At 73.1% G+C, this 15,910-nt stretch carries 13 protein-coding genes; 3 read left to right on the top strand and 10 right to left on the bottom strand.

Translation table 11 applies throughout. From position 1 onward, the window contains the following. Positions 1-60 precede the first annotated feature (60 nt). A complete protein-coding gene (locus ACZ3HQ_RS06085; RefSeq protein ID WP_467508444.1) occupies positions 61-1,404 on the top strand; it encodes an amidase in 1,344 nt (447 codons plus the stop codon). 14 nt (positions 1,405-1,418) lie between these two features. On the opposite strand, the gene ACZ3HQ_RS06080 is transcribed toward ACZ3HQ_RS06085, so the two are convergent. From ACZ3HQ_RS06080 to ACZ3HQ_RS06045, 8 genes are all read right to left on the bottom strand, one after another. Continuing rightward, positions 1,419-1,901, bottom strand: a complete 483-nt coding sequence (locus ACZ3HQ_RS06080) for a GNAT family N-acetyltransferase (protein ID WP_467508442.1) — start codon at positions 1,899-1,901, stop codon at positions 1,419-1,421. Positions 1,902-1,954: 53 nt separating this feature from the next. Further along, positions 1,955-2,128, bottom strand: coding sequence for a hypothetical protein (locus tag ACZ3HQ_RS06075; protein ID WP_399565485.1), 174 nt, complete (start codon positions 2,126-2,128; stop codon positions 1,955-1,957). A 299-nt stretch (positions 2,129-2,427) separates the two neighbouring features. Next, positions 2,428-3,945, bottom strand: coding sequence for an SDR family NAD(P)-dependent oxidoreductase (locus ACZ3HQ_RS06070; RefSeq protein ID WP_467508439.1), 1,518 nt, complete (start codon positions 3,943-3,945; stop codon positions 2,428-2,430). Between the two features lie 147 nt (positions 3,946-4,092). Continuing rightward, positions 4,093-5,424 carry a wax ester/triacylglycerol synthase family O-acyltransferase gene (locus ACZ3HQ_RS06065; RefSeq protein WP_467508438.1) on the bottom strand — a complete coding sequence of 444 codons (1,332 nt, stop codon included), beginning with the start codon at positions 5,422-5,424 and terminating at the stop codon, positions 4,093-4,095. Between the two features lie 147 nt (positions 5,425-5,571). Then, on the bottom strand, positions 5,572-7,890 hold the full coding sequence (locus tag ACZ3HQ_RS06060; protein WP_467508436.1) for a GH92 family glycosyl hydrolase: 2,319 nt from the start codon (positions 7,888-7,890) through the stop codon (positions 5,572-5,574). A 123-nt stretch (positions 7,891-8,013) separates the two neighbouring features. After that, positions 8,014-9,234: a glucose-1-phosphate adenylyltransferase gene (gene glgC, locus ACZ3HQ_RS06055; RefSeq protein ID WP_467508434.1), complete on the bottom strand. Its 1,221-nt coding sequence runs from the start codon at positions 9,232-9,234 to the stop codon at positions 8,014-8,016. Positions 9,235-9,286: 52 nt separating this feature from the next. Continuing rightward, positions 9,287-10,438: a glycogen synthase gene (gene glgA, locus ACZ3HQ_RS06050; protein WP_467508432.1), complete on the bottom strand. Its 1,152-nt coding sequence runs from the start codon at positions 10,436-10,438 to the stop codon at positions 9,287-9,289. Positions 10,439-10,478: 40 nt separating this feature from the next. Further along, positions 10,479-11,216 (bottom strand): (2Fe-2S)-binding protein, encoded by a 738-nt coding sequence (locus tag ACZ3HQ_RS06045; RefSeq protein ID WP_467509051.1) that lies wholly within the window; start codon positions 11,214-11,216, stop codon positions 10,479-10,481. A gap of 202 nt (positions 11,217-11,418) precedes the next feature. Between ACZ3HQ_RS06045 and ACZ3HQ_RS06040 the strand changes: the two genes are divergently transcribed. Then, entirely contained in the window at positions 11,419-12,423 is a 1,005-nt protein-coding gene (locus ACZ3HQ_RS06040) for a DMT family transporter (protein ID WP_467508430.1), read from the top strand. Between the two features lie 3 nt (positions 12,424-12,426). Here the strand turns inward: ACZ3HQ_RS06040 and ACZ3HQ_RS06035 are convergent, their stop codons facing one another. Beyond that, positions 12,427-13,668 carry a transglycosylase family protein gene (locus ACZ3HQ_RS06035; RefSeq protein ID WP_467508428.1) on the bottom strand — a complete coding sequence of 414 codons (1,242 nt, stop codon included), beginning with the start codon at positions 13,666-13,668 and terminating at the stop codon, positions 12,427-12,429. A gap of 283 nt (positions 13,669-13,951) precedes the next feature. Between ACZ3HQ_RS06035 and gndA the strand changes: the two genes are divergently transcribed. After that, the gene (gene gndA, locus ACZ3HQ_RS06030) at positions 13,952-15,391 is read left to right on the top strand and encodes an NADP-dependent phosphogluconate dehydrogenase (protein ID WP_467508426.1); all 1,440 of its coding nucleotides are present in this window, start codon (positions 13,952-13,954) and stop codon (positions 15,389-15,391) included. A gap of 107 nt (positions 15,392-15,498) precedes the next feature. Here gndA and ACZ3HQ_RS06025 read toward each other — a convergent pair. Continuing rightward, positions 15,499-15,910: FG-GAP-like repeat-containing protein (locus tag ACZ3HQ_RS06025; RefSeq protein WP_467508424.1), on the bottom strand; the 412-nt coding region annotated here is incomplete at its 5' end.

The raw sequence follows: 15,910 nt of genomic DNA, 5'->3' as shown, positions 1-15,910 counted from the left end.
GAGCGGGCACAGTGCTGCCGTGCGCGCCGTCCGCGCGCCCGGAGTACTTGAGGAGTGCACGTGAGCAGGTGGGTCGGCCGTACGGCCGCCGAGATCGCCGCAGCCGTCCGCGAGAAGCGGGTCACCCCCCGGGAGGTGGTGGCGGAGCATCTCGCGCGGATCGCGGAGCTGGACGGGCGGGTAGGCGCGTTCCGTACCGTGCGCGCGGAGGCGGCCCTGGCCGAGGCGGACGAGGTCGGCGCCCGCCCGGATCTGGCCGAACTCCCGCTGGCCGGTGTGCCGGTGGCGGTGAAGGACAACCTGGGCGTCCGCGGCGAGTCCGCGCGCAACGGCTCCGCCGCGACCCCGGACACCCCGGCCGCCGAGGACCATGTGACGGTGGCCCGGCTGCGCGCGGCGGGCGCGGTGGTGGTCGGTCTGACCAACGTGCCCGAGCTGTGCGTGTTCGGCACCACCGAGGGCGTCTACGGCACGGCCCGCAGCCCCTGGGACCTCACCCGCACGGCGGGCGGCTCGTCCGGGGGCAGCGCGGCGGCGGTCGCGGCCGGCCTGGTCCCGCTGGCGCTCGGCAACGACGGCATGGGTTCGCTGCGCATCCCGGCGGCGGCCTGCGGCCTGGTGACGCTGAAGCCGGGCCACGGCGTGGTCCCTGCAGACATCGGCCACGGCGACTGGTTCGGCATGTCGGAGAACGGCCCGCTGGCCACCACGGTCGAGGACCTGCGGCTGATGCTCGCCGTCCTGGCGGACACCGCCTTCCCGGCACCCGCCGAGCGCACCCCCCGCCGGATCGCGGCGGCCGTCCGCAGTCCGCTGGCCGGGGTCCCCGTGACCGCGCCGTTCCGCACGGCGGTCCGGGAGGCGGCGGGCCTGCTCAACGGCGCCGGCCACACGGTGCGGCGCGCCGAGCCGCCCTACCCCCTCGACCTGGGCCTGACCGCGCTGCGGACCTGGACCGCGGGTACGGCGGTGGACTCGGCCGAGCTGGACCCCGCCCGGCTGGCCCCCCGCACCCGCACGCACGCGGCCGTCGGCCGCCGCTTCGTCCGCTCGGTGCGCACCGGCACCGCCCGCGACCGGCTCCGCGCCCGCCTCCTGCCGTTCCTCACCGAGTACGATGTGCTGCTCACCCCGGCACTGGCCCGCCGCGCTCCTGCCGCCGCGCCCTGGCACGAGCGGAGCTGGCTCGCCAACCTCGCGGTGAATACGGCCACTTCACCCTTCACCCCGGTGTGGAACCTCACCGGCTGGCCCGCGATGTCGGTCCCCTTCGGCGCCCTGCCCAGCGGCGCCCCGGCCGCGGTGCAACTGGTGGGCCGCCCGGGCACGGAGGCGGACCTGCTGGCGGTGGCGGAGGATTTGGAGCGTCTGCGTCCCTGGGCGCGCACGGCACCGCTGAGCTGAGGGTCCAGGAGGATCTAGAGCGCCTTGTGCATGATGTGCAGCCCGACCAGCCCGTCGCGGGGGTGGTCGAAGGCGGCCGGGACCGTGCCGAGGACGGTGAAGCCCAGGGAGGTCCAGAGGCGGACGGCGGGGTTGGTCTCGACGACGGCGTTGAAGACCATCGCGCGGTAGCCCTGGGCCTTCGCCTCGGCGAGGAGGTGCTCGGCGAGCGCGCGGCCGGTGCCCCGTCCGGCCCGGTCGGGGTCGACCATGAAGCCGGCGTTGGCGATGTGCGCGGCGGGTCCGCCGTAGTTCGGGGTGAGGTAGGCCGAGCCGAGCAGGGTCCCGTCGGCGTCCTCGGCCACGTACACCCGTTTGGCGGGGCTCATCCAGAGGGCGCGGGCGGCTTCCTCGGGGGTGCCGGGGTCCCAGGTGTAGGTGTCACCGGCGGCGACGATGCGGTGCCAGACGGGCCAGATCCGGGGCCAGTCCTCGGCCCCGGCTTCTCTGATCAGCATGGGCGTGAGTCTGTCACGCCCATGCGCCCGACGGTCGCGGGGTGCGGAAGGGGTCAGTCCACGCTGGGCAGGATGTGGGGCTCCGCGAGGTCTTCCTCGTAGCCCGCCAGGCGGATCGGGGCGGAGCGAGCCCACACGTCCAGGCTGCCGAGTTCTCCGGGCCTGCGGCGGGAACGCTCCGTGCGTTCGTCGGGGCCCTGTTCGCTGGTCGTCTTCTCCGGTGTCACCGCGCACTCCTTATGTGTCGGATCACCCTGGGGGGCGTCCCGGACCTCCAGATTAACCAAATGAGCGGACCCGCGCTCGATAGGGAGTGCAAACAAGACGTAACTTCCGCCCGCCCGCCACCCCCTCAAACCCCCTTGATACGGGGCCTTTTACCGCAAAGCGCATCCCCTGCGGGGGCCGTCGATTCACTCACTCGGCCCAGTCATGCGTCTGCCCGCCCGATGCCCCGTCATACGACGGCGCGGCACCGGACCGAGGGTCCGGTGCCGCGCCGTCAGGTACGGGAAGGCCGGTCGCGTCACCACTTGCCGGGCGCGTAGTCCTTCATGAAGACGCCGTACAGGTCCTCGCCCTGCTCGCCGCGCACGATCGGGTCGTACACACGGGCCGCGCCGTCGACCAGGTCGAGCGGGGCGTGGAAACCCGCCTCGGCCAGCCGGAGCTTGTCGTAGTGCGGGCGCTCGTCGGTGATCCAGCCGGTGTCGACCGAGGTCATCAGGATGCGGTCGGTGTCGAACATCTCCTGGCCGCTGGTCCGGGTCACCATGTTCATCGCGGCCTTGGCGGCGTTGGTGTTGGGGTGGCCGGCGCCCTTGTAGCCACGGGCGAAGACGCCCTCCATGGCGGAGACGTTGACGACGTACGCGCGTCCCTTGCCGGCCTGCTTCGCGGCGGCGGCCAGGGCCGGGCGGAGCTTGCTGATCAGGATGAACGGCGCGGTGTAGTTGCAGAGCTGGGTCTCCAGCAGCTCCACCGGGGAGATCTGCTCGATGGACTGCACCCAGGTGTTGGTGTCGACCACGTCGGGCAGCAGGCCGCCCGCGTCGATCGCGGTGCCGTCCAGGTGCCGGGCGACACTGGCGTTGCCCGCGACCAGGGCCAGGTCGGCGACCTTCTGGGCCTCCAGGCCGCTGGTGCCGACGGGCAGCGCGGCCAGGCCGTCGACCGCGCCGGAGTTGAAGGCGCCGATGACCTGGTGGGCGGGCAGCTCACCGGCGGGCAGCGGAGCGCTCTCGCCGTCGACCAGCGCCGCGTAGGCGGAGGGCAGCCGGCGTACGGTCTGCGTCGCGTTGTTGATCAGGATGTCCAGCGGGCCGGCCTCGGCGACCCGGTCCGCGAGGGCGACGGCCTGGGCCGGGTCGCGCAGGTCGATGCCGACGACCTCCAGGCGGTGCAGCCAGTCCGCGGAGTCCTCCATCGCCTTGAAGCGGCGGATGGCGTCCTTGGGGAACCGGGTGGTGATCGTGGTGTGGGCACCGTCGCGCAGCAGCATCAGCGCGATGTACATGCCGATCTTGGCCCGGCCGCCGGTGAGCAGCGCGCGCTTGCCGGTGAGGTCGGCGCGGGCCTCGCGGCGGGCGCGGTTCTCGGCCGCGCAGCCCTGGCAGAGCTGGTGGTAGAAGTAGTCGACCTCGGTGTACCGCTGCTTGCAGATGTAGCAGGAGCGGGGGCGCTGGAGTATGCCCGCGATCCGGCCGGCCTCGATCTTGGAGGTGGGCAGGATGCCCTCGGTCTCGTCGTCGATGCGCTCGGCGGAGCCGGTGGCGGTGGCCTCGGTGACCGTGCGGTCGTGCGCGGTCTTGGCGGCCCGGCGCTCCTGGCGGCGGCGCTGCTTGACCGTGCGGTAGATGTGCGAGGTGGCCCGGCGTACCTGGATGGCGTCGGGGTGGTCGACGTCGATCCGGTCCAGCTCCTCCAGCACGCTGAGGCAGACGGCCAGGCGCTCCGGGTCGATACCGGGCCCGTAGACCATCTCGTCCATCTCACCCGCGGCCGCCGCGTCCGTGGACGCCGCGCCGTCCTCTGTCACCGTCATCGCGCTGCCGCTTCCCTGGTCACCCGCGCGGGGGCATGGGCGCACCCGCTGTCGGCCGGGGAATTTTACGGAGCGCCCGGCCCCTGGACCAAACCCGCACCGGTGGCGGGCGGCCCGGGGGCCGGGAACAGCCCCTGACGACAGGGGTCAGACCTCGCAGGCTGTGAGCAGGGTCTCCATCTCGGCGGTGAGCGCGCGGGCCAGGACGTCGAGGTCGGGCACCGCGCGGGCGTCGGCCACGAGGCCGAAGTGGACGTGTCCCCGGTAGGTGGAGATGGCCACGGCGAGGGACTGGCCGGGAGCGAGCGGGGCGAGCGGGAAGACCTCGGCCAGCTCGTGGCCGCCGAGCCGAAGGCCGATGCCGGGCAGCGGGACGCTGGTGACGAGGATGTCGAACCAGAGCCGCGCCGCCTGTCCGACCAGCGGTCCGCCGAGCCGGTGCCCGAGCGCCGGGACGTGGTCCGCGAGCAGGGCGACGGCACCGGCGCCCCGGTCGGAGCCGGCGTCCTTGTTGCGGACCATCGCGGCGCGCACGGTCTCCAGCCGGGCCAGCGGGTCGGGGTCGGCGACCGGAAGCCGCATCAGGTACCCGGAGAGCCGGTTGCCCTGTGGCTGGGCGGTGCGCGGGCGGCGCCGGGAGACCGGGATGAGGGCGCGCGGGGCGACGCCCTTGGTCCCGTCGCCGCGCTCGTCCAGCCAGCGGCGCAGGGCGCCCGCGACGACGGCGATCAGTACGTCGTTGACGGTGCCCCCGGCGCTCTTCCTGACCCGGTGCACGTCGTCGATGTCGAGCACGGCCCCGGCGGTGCGGCGGGTGCCGCTGGGGGCGGAGGTCAGGGCCGGGGCGGGGCGCATGCCGAGGGTGGAGCGGGCCAGCGAGGCACCGATGTCCAGGGCCCGGCCCAGGTCGGAGACGGCGCCCCGGACCAGGTCGGGGACGCGGCCGGGCAGCGCGCGCACCTCGGAGAGCAGGCCGGGCCGGGGCTCGGCGGGGCGCGGGGCGCGGTCGGGCAGGTCGACGGGGTCGAGCAGGGAGGCGGCCAGCTTCAGGGCGCGCAGGCCGTCGGCGAGGGCGTGGTGGAACTTGAACAGCACGGCGAAGGACACGCCGTCCGCGCCGGGCAGGACGTGCGCCTCCCACGGCGGGCGTCCGCGCCGCAGCGGGCGCTGCATGAGCCGTCCCGCCATCCCGTGGAAGTCCTCGGTGGGGGCGTGCAGCCGTACGTGGTCCAGGGGGTCGAAGTCCGGGACGGGCTCGCGGGTGGCGCCGCCGAAGGCGAGGGGCTGCCAGACGTCGCGGATGCGCATGCGCAGGCCGGGGACGGCGGCGGCACGGGAGGCCAGCAGGTCGGCGGCGTGCGCGCCCGCGGTGGGTGACTGGGTGGCGAAGACGCCGAGCGCGCCGAGGTGCATGGGGTGCCGGGCGGACTCCATGTTCCAGAAGGCGAGGTCGAGAGGGGCGAGCGGATCGGAAGTCAAGAGCGTGCCTCGCGTCGTCGACGGGTGGGCTGTCCCCCGAGTCAATCCCCGAACCCCGATTACGGTCAAGTGCGATCAGGTTACGCACAGTTAACAACGGATAAAGTCCCGCCCCCTCGGGGAGGCGGGACTCGGCAGACCCTCAGGTCACCTGAGTACCGGGGGTGCCGCCTGGGGTCCGGTGCCCCACTCGGACGGGCGCGGGCCGACCGTGAACGCCAGCGTCCGCAGCGAGCGCAGGGCGCGGGTGGTCAGGTAGGTGCGGTCGTGCGCGGTGCGGTCGGTGCGGACGCCCTGGATGTAGCGGTCGGCGGCCGAGGTGCCGGGGGCGGTGACGGTGAGGGCGCCGGTGGGCCAGTACCGGCGGTCCAGGGTGAGGTCGACCCGGTCGAAGACGGGGGTGGACAGGCCCCAGGTGTCGTAGCCGGGCTGCACCGGGAAGACGCCGATGGACGACAGCACGTTCCAGGCGGACATGGTGCCCAGGTCGTCGTTGCCGGTCATCCCGGTCGGCCCGTCCGTGAACAGGGTCAGCGCCGCGTGCACCACGTCGGTGGTCTTCCAGGGCCGGCCGGTGGAGAGGTAGGTGTACGGCGCGATCAGGTCGGGCTCGTTCTGCGGGTTGTACTTGTCGGCGCCGTAGTAGTCGTACGCGTCGCCGTGCACCCACACCTGGCGGGCGGTCCCCTCGGGGTCGGCGAGCAGCTTGTCGTAGGCGAAGAAGGAGTCCAGGCGCCGTTCGGCCGCCTGCTTGCCGCCGATCAGGCCGATCACGCCGGGGAGGTCCTGCGGGACGAGCCACTGGTACTGCCAGGACGTGCCCTCGTGGAAGCCCACGCTCCGGGCCGGGTCGGCCGGTCCGGTGAAGGCGCCGGAGGCGTCACGGGCGCGGAAGAAGCCGGTCGTCGGGTCGAAGACGTTGCGGTAGTTCCGGGACCGGGCGGCGTAGCGGTCCGCGTCGGCCCGGTGGCCGAGGGCGCGGGCCATCTGGGCGAGCATGGCGTCGGAGAGGGCGTACTCCAGGGTGACGGAGGCGCCGAAGTGGTAGTCGGAGTCACCGTCCTTGGCGTACGGACGGCCCTTGATGTACGGCGCGAAGCCGTGCGCCAGGTACTCGGCGTTGGATTCCCGGCCGACACCCGGATGGGCGGCGGGCGGCACACCGTCGGCGTTCTTCCTCAGGGCCCGGTAGGCCCGGTCCTCGAAGCCCTTCAGCAGGCCGAGGTGGAAGGCGGTGGTGAGGAAGGGGGTGACCGGGTCGCCGGTCATGATGTTGGTCTCGACCGGGCCGTATCCCCACTTGGGCAGCCAGCCGCCGTCCTCGTCGATCCGTACCACCGAGCGCGCCATGTCACGGGCCTCGCGCGGGGCGAGCAGGGCGAGGAGCTGGGCCTGGGTGCGGTAGGTGTCCCACAGGGACCAGTTCTGGTAGTAGGTGAACCCCCGCGCGCGGTGCGGTTTCTGGTCCCAGCCCAGGTAGCGGCCGTCGGCGTCGCTGCCGATGTTGGGCGCGAGGAACGAGCGGTACAGCGAGGAGTAGAAGGTGCGGCGCAGCGCCGGGTCGCCCCCGTGCGCCCGGACGGTCGAGAGCCGCCTCTCCCACGCCTCGCGGGCCCGCCGGCGCACGGTGTCGAAGGAAGTCCCGCCCTCCGCGCGCAGGTTGGCGTCCGCACCACGCGCGTCGACGTACGACAGCGCGGTGGTCGCCTCGACCGTACGGTCCCTGGTGGTGTCGAACCGGACGTACGCCCCGCCCGTCCCGGTGCGCGCCCCGGCCGTGACCGCGCCGGAGTCCCAGGCGCCGTACGCGGTGAAGGGCCGGCTGAACCGGGTGAGCGTGTACACGGTGTACGGGCCGGTGTCCCGGCAGAAGCCGTGGCCGGAGATCTTCGTGCGCACGGTGCGGTCGTCGAGGATCTCGACCTCGGCGCCGCCCGGTTTGTGCAGCGACTGGGCGGCGTTCAGCAGGACGTTGGCCTGCTTCGTGGCCGGGAAGGTGTAGCGCTGGACGCCGGTGCGGGCGGTGGCGGTGAGTTCGGCCTCGATGCCGGTGCCGAGGCCGACCCGGTAGTAGCCGGGGCTCGCCTCCTCGTCGTCGTGGGAGAAGGCGGCGGCGTAGCGGGCGTTGTCGGTGGCGGTGACCTCGCCGGTGGTGGGCAGGACGGGCAGGTCGCCGCCGATGCGGCAGCCGACGCCGGAGACGTGGACCAGGGAGAAGCCGCGGATGTGGTCCTGGGTGTGGTCGTAGCCCGTCCGGTGCCCGGTGTCCGGGGAGAGCTGCACCATGCCGAACGGCACGGCGGCACCGGGGAAGGTGTTGCCCTCGTTCTGGGTCCCGATGAACGGGTTGACCAGATCGGTGAGGTGGCCGTCGGACGGTTCGGCGGCGCGGGCGGGGGTGGCGGCCAGCGCGGACGCTGCCATCACCCCGGCCAGGCACAGCCGGGTGCGCCGGGTCCCTCTCATGTCGGATGACCTCCGCTGGTTCGACGTCGTTGCCTGCATCGTGCGGGGCGAACGGCGTGAACTCGGGCATCCGGGACGGTTCGCGGGCGGCGCGTCGCGGGGTCGGGGACTCCTGGCGGCGGGTCAGGTGACGAGCTGGCCCTTGCCCAGGGCGATCACCCCGCCCCGGGAGACGGTGTACAGCTCGGCGTCGCGGTCGGGGTTGACCCCGATGGTCGCGCCGGGCGGGACCTCCACGTTCTTGTCCAGCACCGCGCCCCGCACCACCGCGCCCCGGCCGACCCGCACGTTGTCGTGCAGCACCGAGCCCTGGACGACCGCGCCGGGGTCGACGCGCACCCCGGGCGAGAGCACCGAGCGGCTGACCTGGCCACGGATCAGGCAGCCGGCGCTGATGATGGACTCGCTGGCGATGCCGCCCGCGCTGAACCGGGCCGGGGAGAGCTGGTTGGCGTGGGTGTAGATGGGCCACTGGGTGTTGTACAGGTTGAACGCGGGCCGCTCGGCGATCAGGTCCATGTGCGACTCGTAGTACGCGTCGAGGGTGCCGACGTCCCGCCAGTAGCCCTGGTCGCGGGTGGTCTCGCCGGGGACGTGGTTCTCCTGGAAGTCGTAGAGCTGGGCCTCGCCGCGGCCGGTGAGCTGGGGGAGGATCGAGCCGCCCATGTCGTGCGCGGACTGCTCGTCCTCGGCGTCCCGCTGAAGGGCCTCGATGAGGACCTTGGTGGTGAAGACGTAGTTGCCCATGGAGGCGAAGACGCTGTCCGGGTCGTCGGGCAGGCCCGGCGGGTCGGCGGGCTTCTCCAGGAAGCGCTGGACCATGCGGCCGTCCGAGCCCGGTGTGATCACGCCGAACGACGAGGACTCCGCGCGCGGCACCCGGATACCGGCGACGGTGACGCCCGCGCCGCCCTCGATGTGCTGGCGCAGCATCTGCCGGGGGTCCATGCGGTAGACGTGGTCGGCGCCGAACACCGCGACGTACTCGGGCTGTTCGTCGTGGACCAGGTTGAGCGACTGGAGGATGGCGTCGGCGCTGCCGAGGTACCAGCGCGGGCCGAGCCGCTGCTGGGCGGGGACCGGGGTGACGTAGTTGCCGAGCAGGCTGGACATCCGCCAGGTGGTGGTGACGTGCCGGTCCAGCGAGTGCGACTTGTACTGGGTGAGTACGCAGACGCGCAGCACGTCGGCGTTGACCAGGTTGGACAGCACGAAGTCGACCAGCCGGTAGGTGCCGCCGAAGGTGACCGCGGGTTTGGCCCGGTCCGTGGTGAGCGGCATCAGCCGCTTGCCCTCACCGCCGGCCAGCACGATCCCGAGAACCGAAGGACCTCCTCGGCGCATGGCGCCTCCCCTCCCCTTGGTTGATCCCACTGATGCCCTGGCGAGGCGCCGGCTAAGCCTGCTTGCGGATCTCCTCGTACAGTCCGGCGGTGCGCCGGGCCACCGCGTCCCAGCCGAACTCGCCCACCGCGCGCGCCCGTCCGGCCTCCCCCATCCGCCGCGCGGCCATCGGGTCGGCGAGCACGGAGTCGAGCGCGCGGGCGAGGTTGCCCTCGAAGTCGCCGTCGGTGTCGACGAGGAGCCCGGTGCGGCCGTGGTCGACGACCTCCGGGATGCCGCCGACGCGGGAGGCGACGACCGGGGTGCCGCAGGCCATGGCCTCCAGGTTGACGATGCCGAGCGGCTCGTAGACCGAGGGGCACACGAACACGGCGGCGTGGGTGAGGAGTTGGACGACCTCGGCGCGCGGCAGCATCTGCGGAATCCAGAACACCCCGGCCCGCACAGCACTGAGTTCCTGGAAGCGGTCCCGGAACTCCCGGTCGATCTCGGGGGTGTCGGGGGCGCCCGCGCAGAGCACGACCTGGGTGTCCGGGTCGATCTCCCGTACCGCGCGCAGCAGTTGGGGCACACCCTTCTGCCGGGTGATGCGGCCGACGAACAGCACGTACGGCCGCTCCGGATCGATGCCGTGCCTGCGCAGGGCGTCGGTGCCGGGGTCGGGGCGGTACAGGCGGGTGTCGATGCCGTTGTGCACGACGTGCACGCGGTCCGGGTCCAGCGCGGGGTAGCAGGCGACGATGTCGTCCCGCATGGCACCGGAGACGGCGATCACGGCGTCCGCCGACTCGATCGCGGTGCGCTCGGCCCAGCTCGACAGGGCGTAGCCGCCGCCCAGTTGCTCGGCCTTCCAGGGGCGCAGCGGCTCCAGCGAGTGCGCGGTCGTCACGTGCGGGATGCCGTACAGCAGCTTGGCCAGGTGGCCGGCGAGGCCCGCGTACCAGGTGTGGGAGTGGACGAGGTCGCTGCCCTGGAGGGCGGCGGCCATGGAGAGGTCCACCGAGAAGGTGCGCAGGGCGTCGTTGGAGCCGTCGAGCACGGGCCAGGGGCGGTGCCGTACGACGCCGACGCCCCGGCCCTCGCCCCAGCAGTGCACCTCCAGGTCCACGAGTCCGGCCAGCTCGCGGGCCAGGAACTCCACATGGACGCCCGCACCGCCGTAGACGTCCGGGGGGTACTCACGCGTCAGCAGTCCCACTCGCACCCGGTGACTCCCTGGGTTTCGGCGGCAGTTGCCCTCATGGTCACCCAGAAGCGGCGCGCGGGGAAGAGCCCGGCGGGCGGCTGAAGCAGCAGTCCCCGCAGACGCCTCCACCGGGGACCCGGTAGTAGAGGCAGCAGCTCCGGCGGCGGAACCTCGTGCCCGAGCGGACTCCGGTGTCGCGCAACAGGGGGTGCGTGAAGAGGGCGTCGGTGAGGCCGGCCGCCCTCTCGGCCACGTCCGTACGGGAATTGCGGCGGGCCCACTGGTCCAGTTGCCGTGCGGCTCCGGCGAGGGCGGAGGCGGCGTTGCCCCGCAGCAGGCCGGGCGCGACCCCGTACCGGCGGGTCAGGGCTTCCCCCAGGGGCTCAAGGTGCGCGTGCAGCACGGTGTCGGCGAGGGTGCCGGGGTCGCCGGGCAGCGGGTGGACCTCGGTCAGCCACAGGTCCTCGGGGGCGGTGGCGGCGGCGTCCCAGCGCAGCAGGCGCGGGTGGAGGTCGGGCACCCGGCCGTACAGCGCGGCGCAGGCGAGCGCGGCCGACCAGAGGCGGGCGGCGAGGCCCTGCTGGGCCAGGGAGGCGCAGACGCGGGGCTCGCGGACGCGCAGCCGGTCCGCGACGACGGCGACCCGGTCCGCCAGGGCGTCGGCCTGAACGCCCGTCACCTGTCCCGCGTATGTCCGGTCGAGAGGAGGTGCCGTCGGGTCTGCGGGACCGCCGGTGCGCAGGACGAAGAAGCCGCCGAGCGGGTGCAACGCGGTGAGGCCGGGATCGAGTTCCACGGTCAGCACTTGTACCAGTCCCCCCAAGGCGGGCGTCGCGTCACCCGCCGTGGGGATGAGCGGGGCGCATTCGTACTCCATCGGCAGTAGGACTCATCGCGTGCTCAGGGACGACGACTATTCGGGCGTGAGCGGGCAGAGTGTCCGGCATGGAAGCCGACCGTGCCCTGAGCCGGGCCCGATTGCCGCGAGGTGGCCACCGATGAGCGCCCTCGCGTTGTCCGTGCTGCTGTCCTTCGTCTCCGCCGTCGCGTACGCGGGCGGTGCCGTCGTGCAGGAGCGCGTCGCGGACACCTGCTCCGGTGAGCGGTTCGCGCCGCTGCGCAGGCCGGGGTGGTGGGCGGCGCTGGGGCTGAACGGTCTCGGCGGGGTGCTGCACGTCGTGGCGCTGGCCTTGGGCCCGCTGAGCCTGGTCCAGCCGCTGGGCGCGCTGACCATCGTCTTCGCGCTGCCCATGGCGGCGCTGTTCGTCGGCCGGAAGGCCGGGGCGACCGCCTGGCGGGGCGCGGTGATGGCGACGGCCGGTCTCGCGGGCCTGCTCGCGCTGGTCGGCGCCTCCGGGGCGGGCTCCCTGGGCCCGGCGCAGCGGACGGCGCTGGCGCTGGTGACGGGCGGCGCGATCGTCGCGCTGATGGCGGCCGCGCGGGCCGCGCACCGGCATCCGGCGGTGCGCAGCGTGCTGCTGGCGACCGGCGCGGGAGCGGCGTTCGGCATGTCGTCGGTGTTCACCAAGACGGTCGCCGTCGACTGGAGCGCGGGCGCCGGTCTCGCCGGGCTGCCGTCGCTCGGGGTGATCGCCGTCCTGTCGGCGGCCGGGGTGTTCCTGTCCCAGTCGGCCTACCGGGACGGCGGGCTGGCCGCGCCGCTGGCCACGCTGACCGTGGTCAATCCGGTGCTGGCCGCCGTCGTCGGCATCGTCGTCTTCGGCGAGACCTTCCGGCACGGCACCACGGGCACGGTCCTGGCCCTGGGCTGCGCGGTGGTGACGTGCGGCGGGCTGATCCTGCTGACCACGGAGCGGCTGGGCGGCCCGGCGGACCGGGAGGCGTCCCCGGCGGACCCCGCGCGCGTACCGGGTGCGCGGTGGCCGGTGGACCCGTCCGCCCCGGTGCTCACCTCCGTGGACACCGAGCCCGCACCGGAGGGGGACGACGGGGACACCCCCGCCGTCCCCCGCTCGCTGCCCGACGTCCCTCTGTGCGCCTGACCGTCAGAGCTGGGCGCCGTGTGCCCTCAGATAGGCGACCGGGTCGACGTCGCTGCCGAAGGCGGGCCCGGTGCGCACCTCGAAGTGCAGGTGGGGGCCGGTGACGTTGCCGGTCGCGCCGGACCGGCCGAGGCGCTGGCCGGCGCCCACGCTCTGCCCGGACCGCACGGAGATGGCGGAGAGGTGGGCGTACTGCGAGTAGCGGCCGTCACTGTGCCGTACGACGACCTGATAGCCGTACGAACCGCCCCAGCCGGCCGAGACCACCAGGCCGTCGGAGATGGCATGGACGGAGGTGCCGGTGGGCACCAGGAAGTCGACGCCGGTGTGGTAGCCCTTCGACCAGTGTGAGCCGGCCGTGCGGTAGCTGGTGCCGATGGAGGCGCGCACGGGGGCGACGACGGTGTGGCCGGAGTGGCTCGAAGACGTCTTGTGCTCGGTGGCGGCCTTGCGCTGCGGCTTCGGCGCGGCCCTTTTCTCGGTCTTCTTCTCGGCCTTCTTCTCGGCCTTCTTCTCGGTCTTCTTCTCGGTCGTCCGCGGCTGCGTCCGGTGCTTCGGCGCGGCAGTGCCGGGCGCCTTGGCGGCGCCGTGCAGGCTGAGCCGCTGGCCGGGGACGATCAGGTCGGGGTCGGCGCCGATGACGGTGCGGTTGTCCTCGTAGAGGCCGCGCCAGCCCTCCCGTACCCGGTGCTCCCCGGCGATGCCGGACAGCGTGTCGCCGCGCACCACGGTGTACATCTCGGCGCGGCCGGCGCGGGACTGCGGGGTGGTCTGCGGGCGTACGTCCTGGGCGGCGGCGGGTCTCGCCTGGCTCTTGACCGCCTTGGCCGGATGACTCGGCGCGCTCTCCACGTGGGGCGCGTTCCCGCCGCGGGCGAGGCCGGCGCGCGGGCCGCAGGCGGGCCAGGCGCCGGGGCCCTGGCCGTCGAGGACCTTCTCGGCGACGGCGATCTGCTGCGCCCGCGTGGCCTGGTCGGCGCGGGGCGCGTACCGGGTGCCGCCGTACGCCTCCCAGGTGGAGCGGGTGAACTGGAGGCCGCCGAAGTAGCCGTTGCCGGTGTTGATGCTCCAGTTGCCGCTGGACTCGCAGGCCGCGACCTTGTTCCAGGTGGAGGCGTCCGCCGCGTCCGCGGTGCCCGCCGCGACCAGCGGAATGGCGAGTCCGGCGCCGCCGGCGGTGACGGTGAGTGAGGCGCGGTTGATCCTGCTCGGCTGGTACCGGCGATGCCGGCCGCGTACGGCCATGGTCCGAAATCCCCTCGACATGCGTCAGGAGGGGCAAAAGTAAGCGCCGGGAACAGGCCAGGACAAGAGCGGAATCCGGCCTGTCACGGTTTCAAGTGGCTGGAGACGGGCGTTGGTTGAGGTCGGAGCTGTTCGGCACCCCGTGAAGTGAGCCGGGACGGGTACCGCGTCCGTACCTGTACCTGGCGAGCCGGATGTGCGCTCGCCGGGGCGGCGCGACAGGATGGGCCGCAGGGCCCCCACCGACGGCCCGCAGCAACGACGCAGCTAGGGAGCAGGCGGTATGAGCACACACGCGCAGATCGGCGTCACCGGCCTCGCGGTCATGGGCCGCAATCTCGCCCGGAACTTCGCGCGCAACGGCTATACGGTCGCCGTCCACAACCGCACGGCGTCGAAGACGCGCGAGCTGGTCGAGGAGTTCGGGGACGAGGGCGAGTTCGTCCCGGCCGAGACCGCCAAGGACTTCGTGGCGGCGCTGGAGCGGCCGCGCCGACTGGTGATCATGGTCAAGGCGGGCGAGCCGACGGACGCGGTGATCGAGGAGTTCGCGCCGCTGCTGGAGCCCGGCGACATGATCATCGACGGGGGCAACGCGCACTTCGCGGACACCCGGCGCCGGGAGCGGGAGCTGCGCGAGCAGGGCATCCACTTCGTGGGCACCGGCATCTCCGGCGGCGAGGAGGGCGCGCTGCACGGGCCGAGCATCATGCCGGGCGGCTCGGTGGAGTCGTACGACTCACTGGGCCCGATGCTGGAGAAGATCTCCGCGAAGGCGGACGACGGCGCGCCCTGTGTGACGCACGTGGGTCCCGACGGCGCCGGGCACTTCGTGAAGATGGTGCACAACGGCATCGAGTACGCCGATATGCAACTCATCGGTGAGGCGTACCAGTTGCTGCGCGATGTCGCCGGGTACTCGCCCGCCGAGATCGCGGACATCTTCCGTACCTGGAACCGGGGCCGCCTCGACTCCTACCTGATCGAGATCACCGCCGAGGTGCTGTCCCACGTGGACGCGGAGACCGGCAAGCCCTTCGTGGACGTGGTGGTCGACCAGGCCGAGCAGAAGGGCACCGGGCGGTGGACGGTGCAGATCGCGCTCGACCTGGGCGTGCCGGTCTCCGCCATCGCCGAGGCCGTCTTCGCCCGCTCCGTCTCCGGCCACGCAGAGCTGCGCGAGGCCTCCCGGCACCTTGCGGGGCCGAAGCCGACGCCGCTGGGCAAGGAGGAGGCGGCGGCCTTCGCCGACCAGGTCGAGCAGGCCCTCTACGCCTCGAAGATCGTCTCCTACACCCAGGGCTTCCACCAGATCGCCGCCGGCAGCGCCGAGTACGACTGGGATATCGACCTCGGCAAGGTGGCCGCGATCTGGCGCGGCGGCTGCATCATCCGCGCCGCCTTCCTCGACCGCATCACCCGGGCCTACGAGGCCCAGCCCGACCTCCCCAGCCTCCTGGCCGACGAGGGCTTCGCCGACGAGATCGCCGCCGCCCAGGACGACTGGCGCGGCGTCATCGCCACCGCCGTCACCCAGGGCGTCCCCACCCCCGCCTTCGCCGCCACCCTCGCCTACTACGACTCCCTGCGCGCCCCCCGCCTCCCGGCAGCCCTCACCCAGGGCCAGCGCGACTATTTCGGCGCCCACACCTACCGTCGCGTCGACCGCGACGGCACCTTCCACACCCTCTGGGGCGGCGACCGCACCGAGGTCAGCGCCTGACACCGGCGGGAGACCACAGCCCGGATGCCCGTGAACAGCAAGCGTTCACGGGCATCCGGGCACCAGGACGGGCGGACCACCGGGCGAGGAGCCGACGGCTCACGGGGTCACAGGGTGACCATGTCCCTGCCCTGGTCCCAGTAGGTGCCGCGATTGGTACGCAGGGCGACTCGGCCATCCTTGGTGTAGACGAGCAGGTCGGCCTTGGCGTCACCGGTGGCGTCGCCGAAGATCAGGCTGCCCAGGTCGTTGCCGTCGACGAAACGGCCCCAGCCACCGGACCAGTTCGTACCCTGGTCCCAGTAGGTGCCACGGTTGGTACGGACGGCGACGTTTCCGTCCTTGGTGTGCACGATCAGGTCCGCCTTGCCGTCGCCGGTGACATCGGCGAAGTACAGCCGGCCCAGGTCGCTGCCGTCGGTGAAACGGCCCCAGCCACCGGACCAGTTCGTACCCTGGTCCCAGTAGGTGCCACGGTTGGTACGGACGGCGACGTTTCCGTCCTTGGTGTGCACGATC

Source organism: Streptomyces sp. NPDC018263, from assembly GCF_055562575.1.
The sequence above is the reverse complement of the archived record's forward strand: the minus strand, read 5'-3'. Positions and strand labels throughout refer to the sequence as shown.

Coding starts and splice junctions, on each gene's coding strand:
- ACZ3HQ_RS06080 (WP_467508442.1), bottom strand. CDS start 1,901: ATGCTGATCAGAGAAGCCGGGGCCGAGGACTGGCCCCGGATCTGGCCC.
- gndA (WP_467508426.1), top strand. CDS start 13,952: ATGAGCACACACGCGCAGATCGGCGTCACCGGCCTCGCGGTCATGGGC.
- ACZ3HQ_RS06060 (WP_467508436.1), bottom strand. CDS start 7,890: ATGAGAGGGACCCGGCGCACCCGGCTGTGCCTGGCCGGGGTGATGGCA.
- ACZ3HQ_RS06040 (WP_467508430.1), top strand. CDS start 11,419: ATGAGCGCCCTCGCGTTGTCCGTGCTGCTGTCCTTCGTCTCCGCCGTC.
- ACZ3HQ_RS06035 (WP_467508428.1), bottom strand. CDS start 13,668: ATGGCCGTACGCGGCCGGCATCGCCGGTACCAGCCGAGCAGGATCAAC.
- ACZ3HQ_RS06070 (WP_467508439.1), bottom strand. CDS start 3,945: ATGACGGTGACAGAGGACGGCGCGGCGTCCACGGACGCGGCGGCCGCG.
- glgC (WP_467508434.1), bottom strand. CDS start 9,234: ATGCGCCGAGGAGGTCCTTCGGTTCTCGGGATCGTGCTGGCCGGCGGT.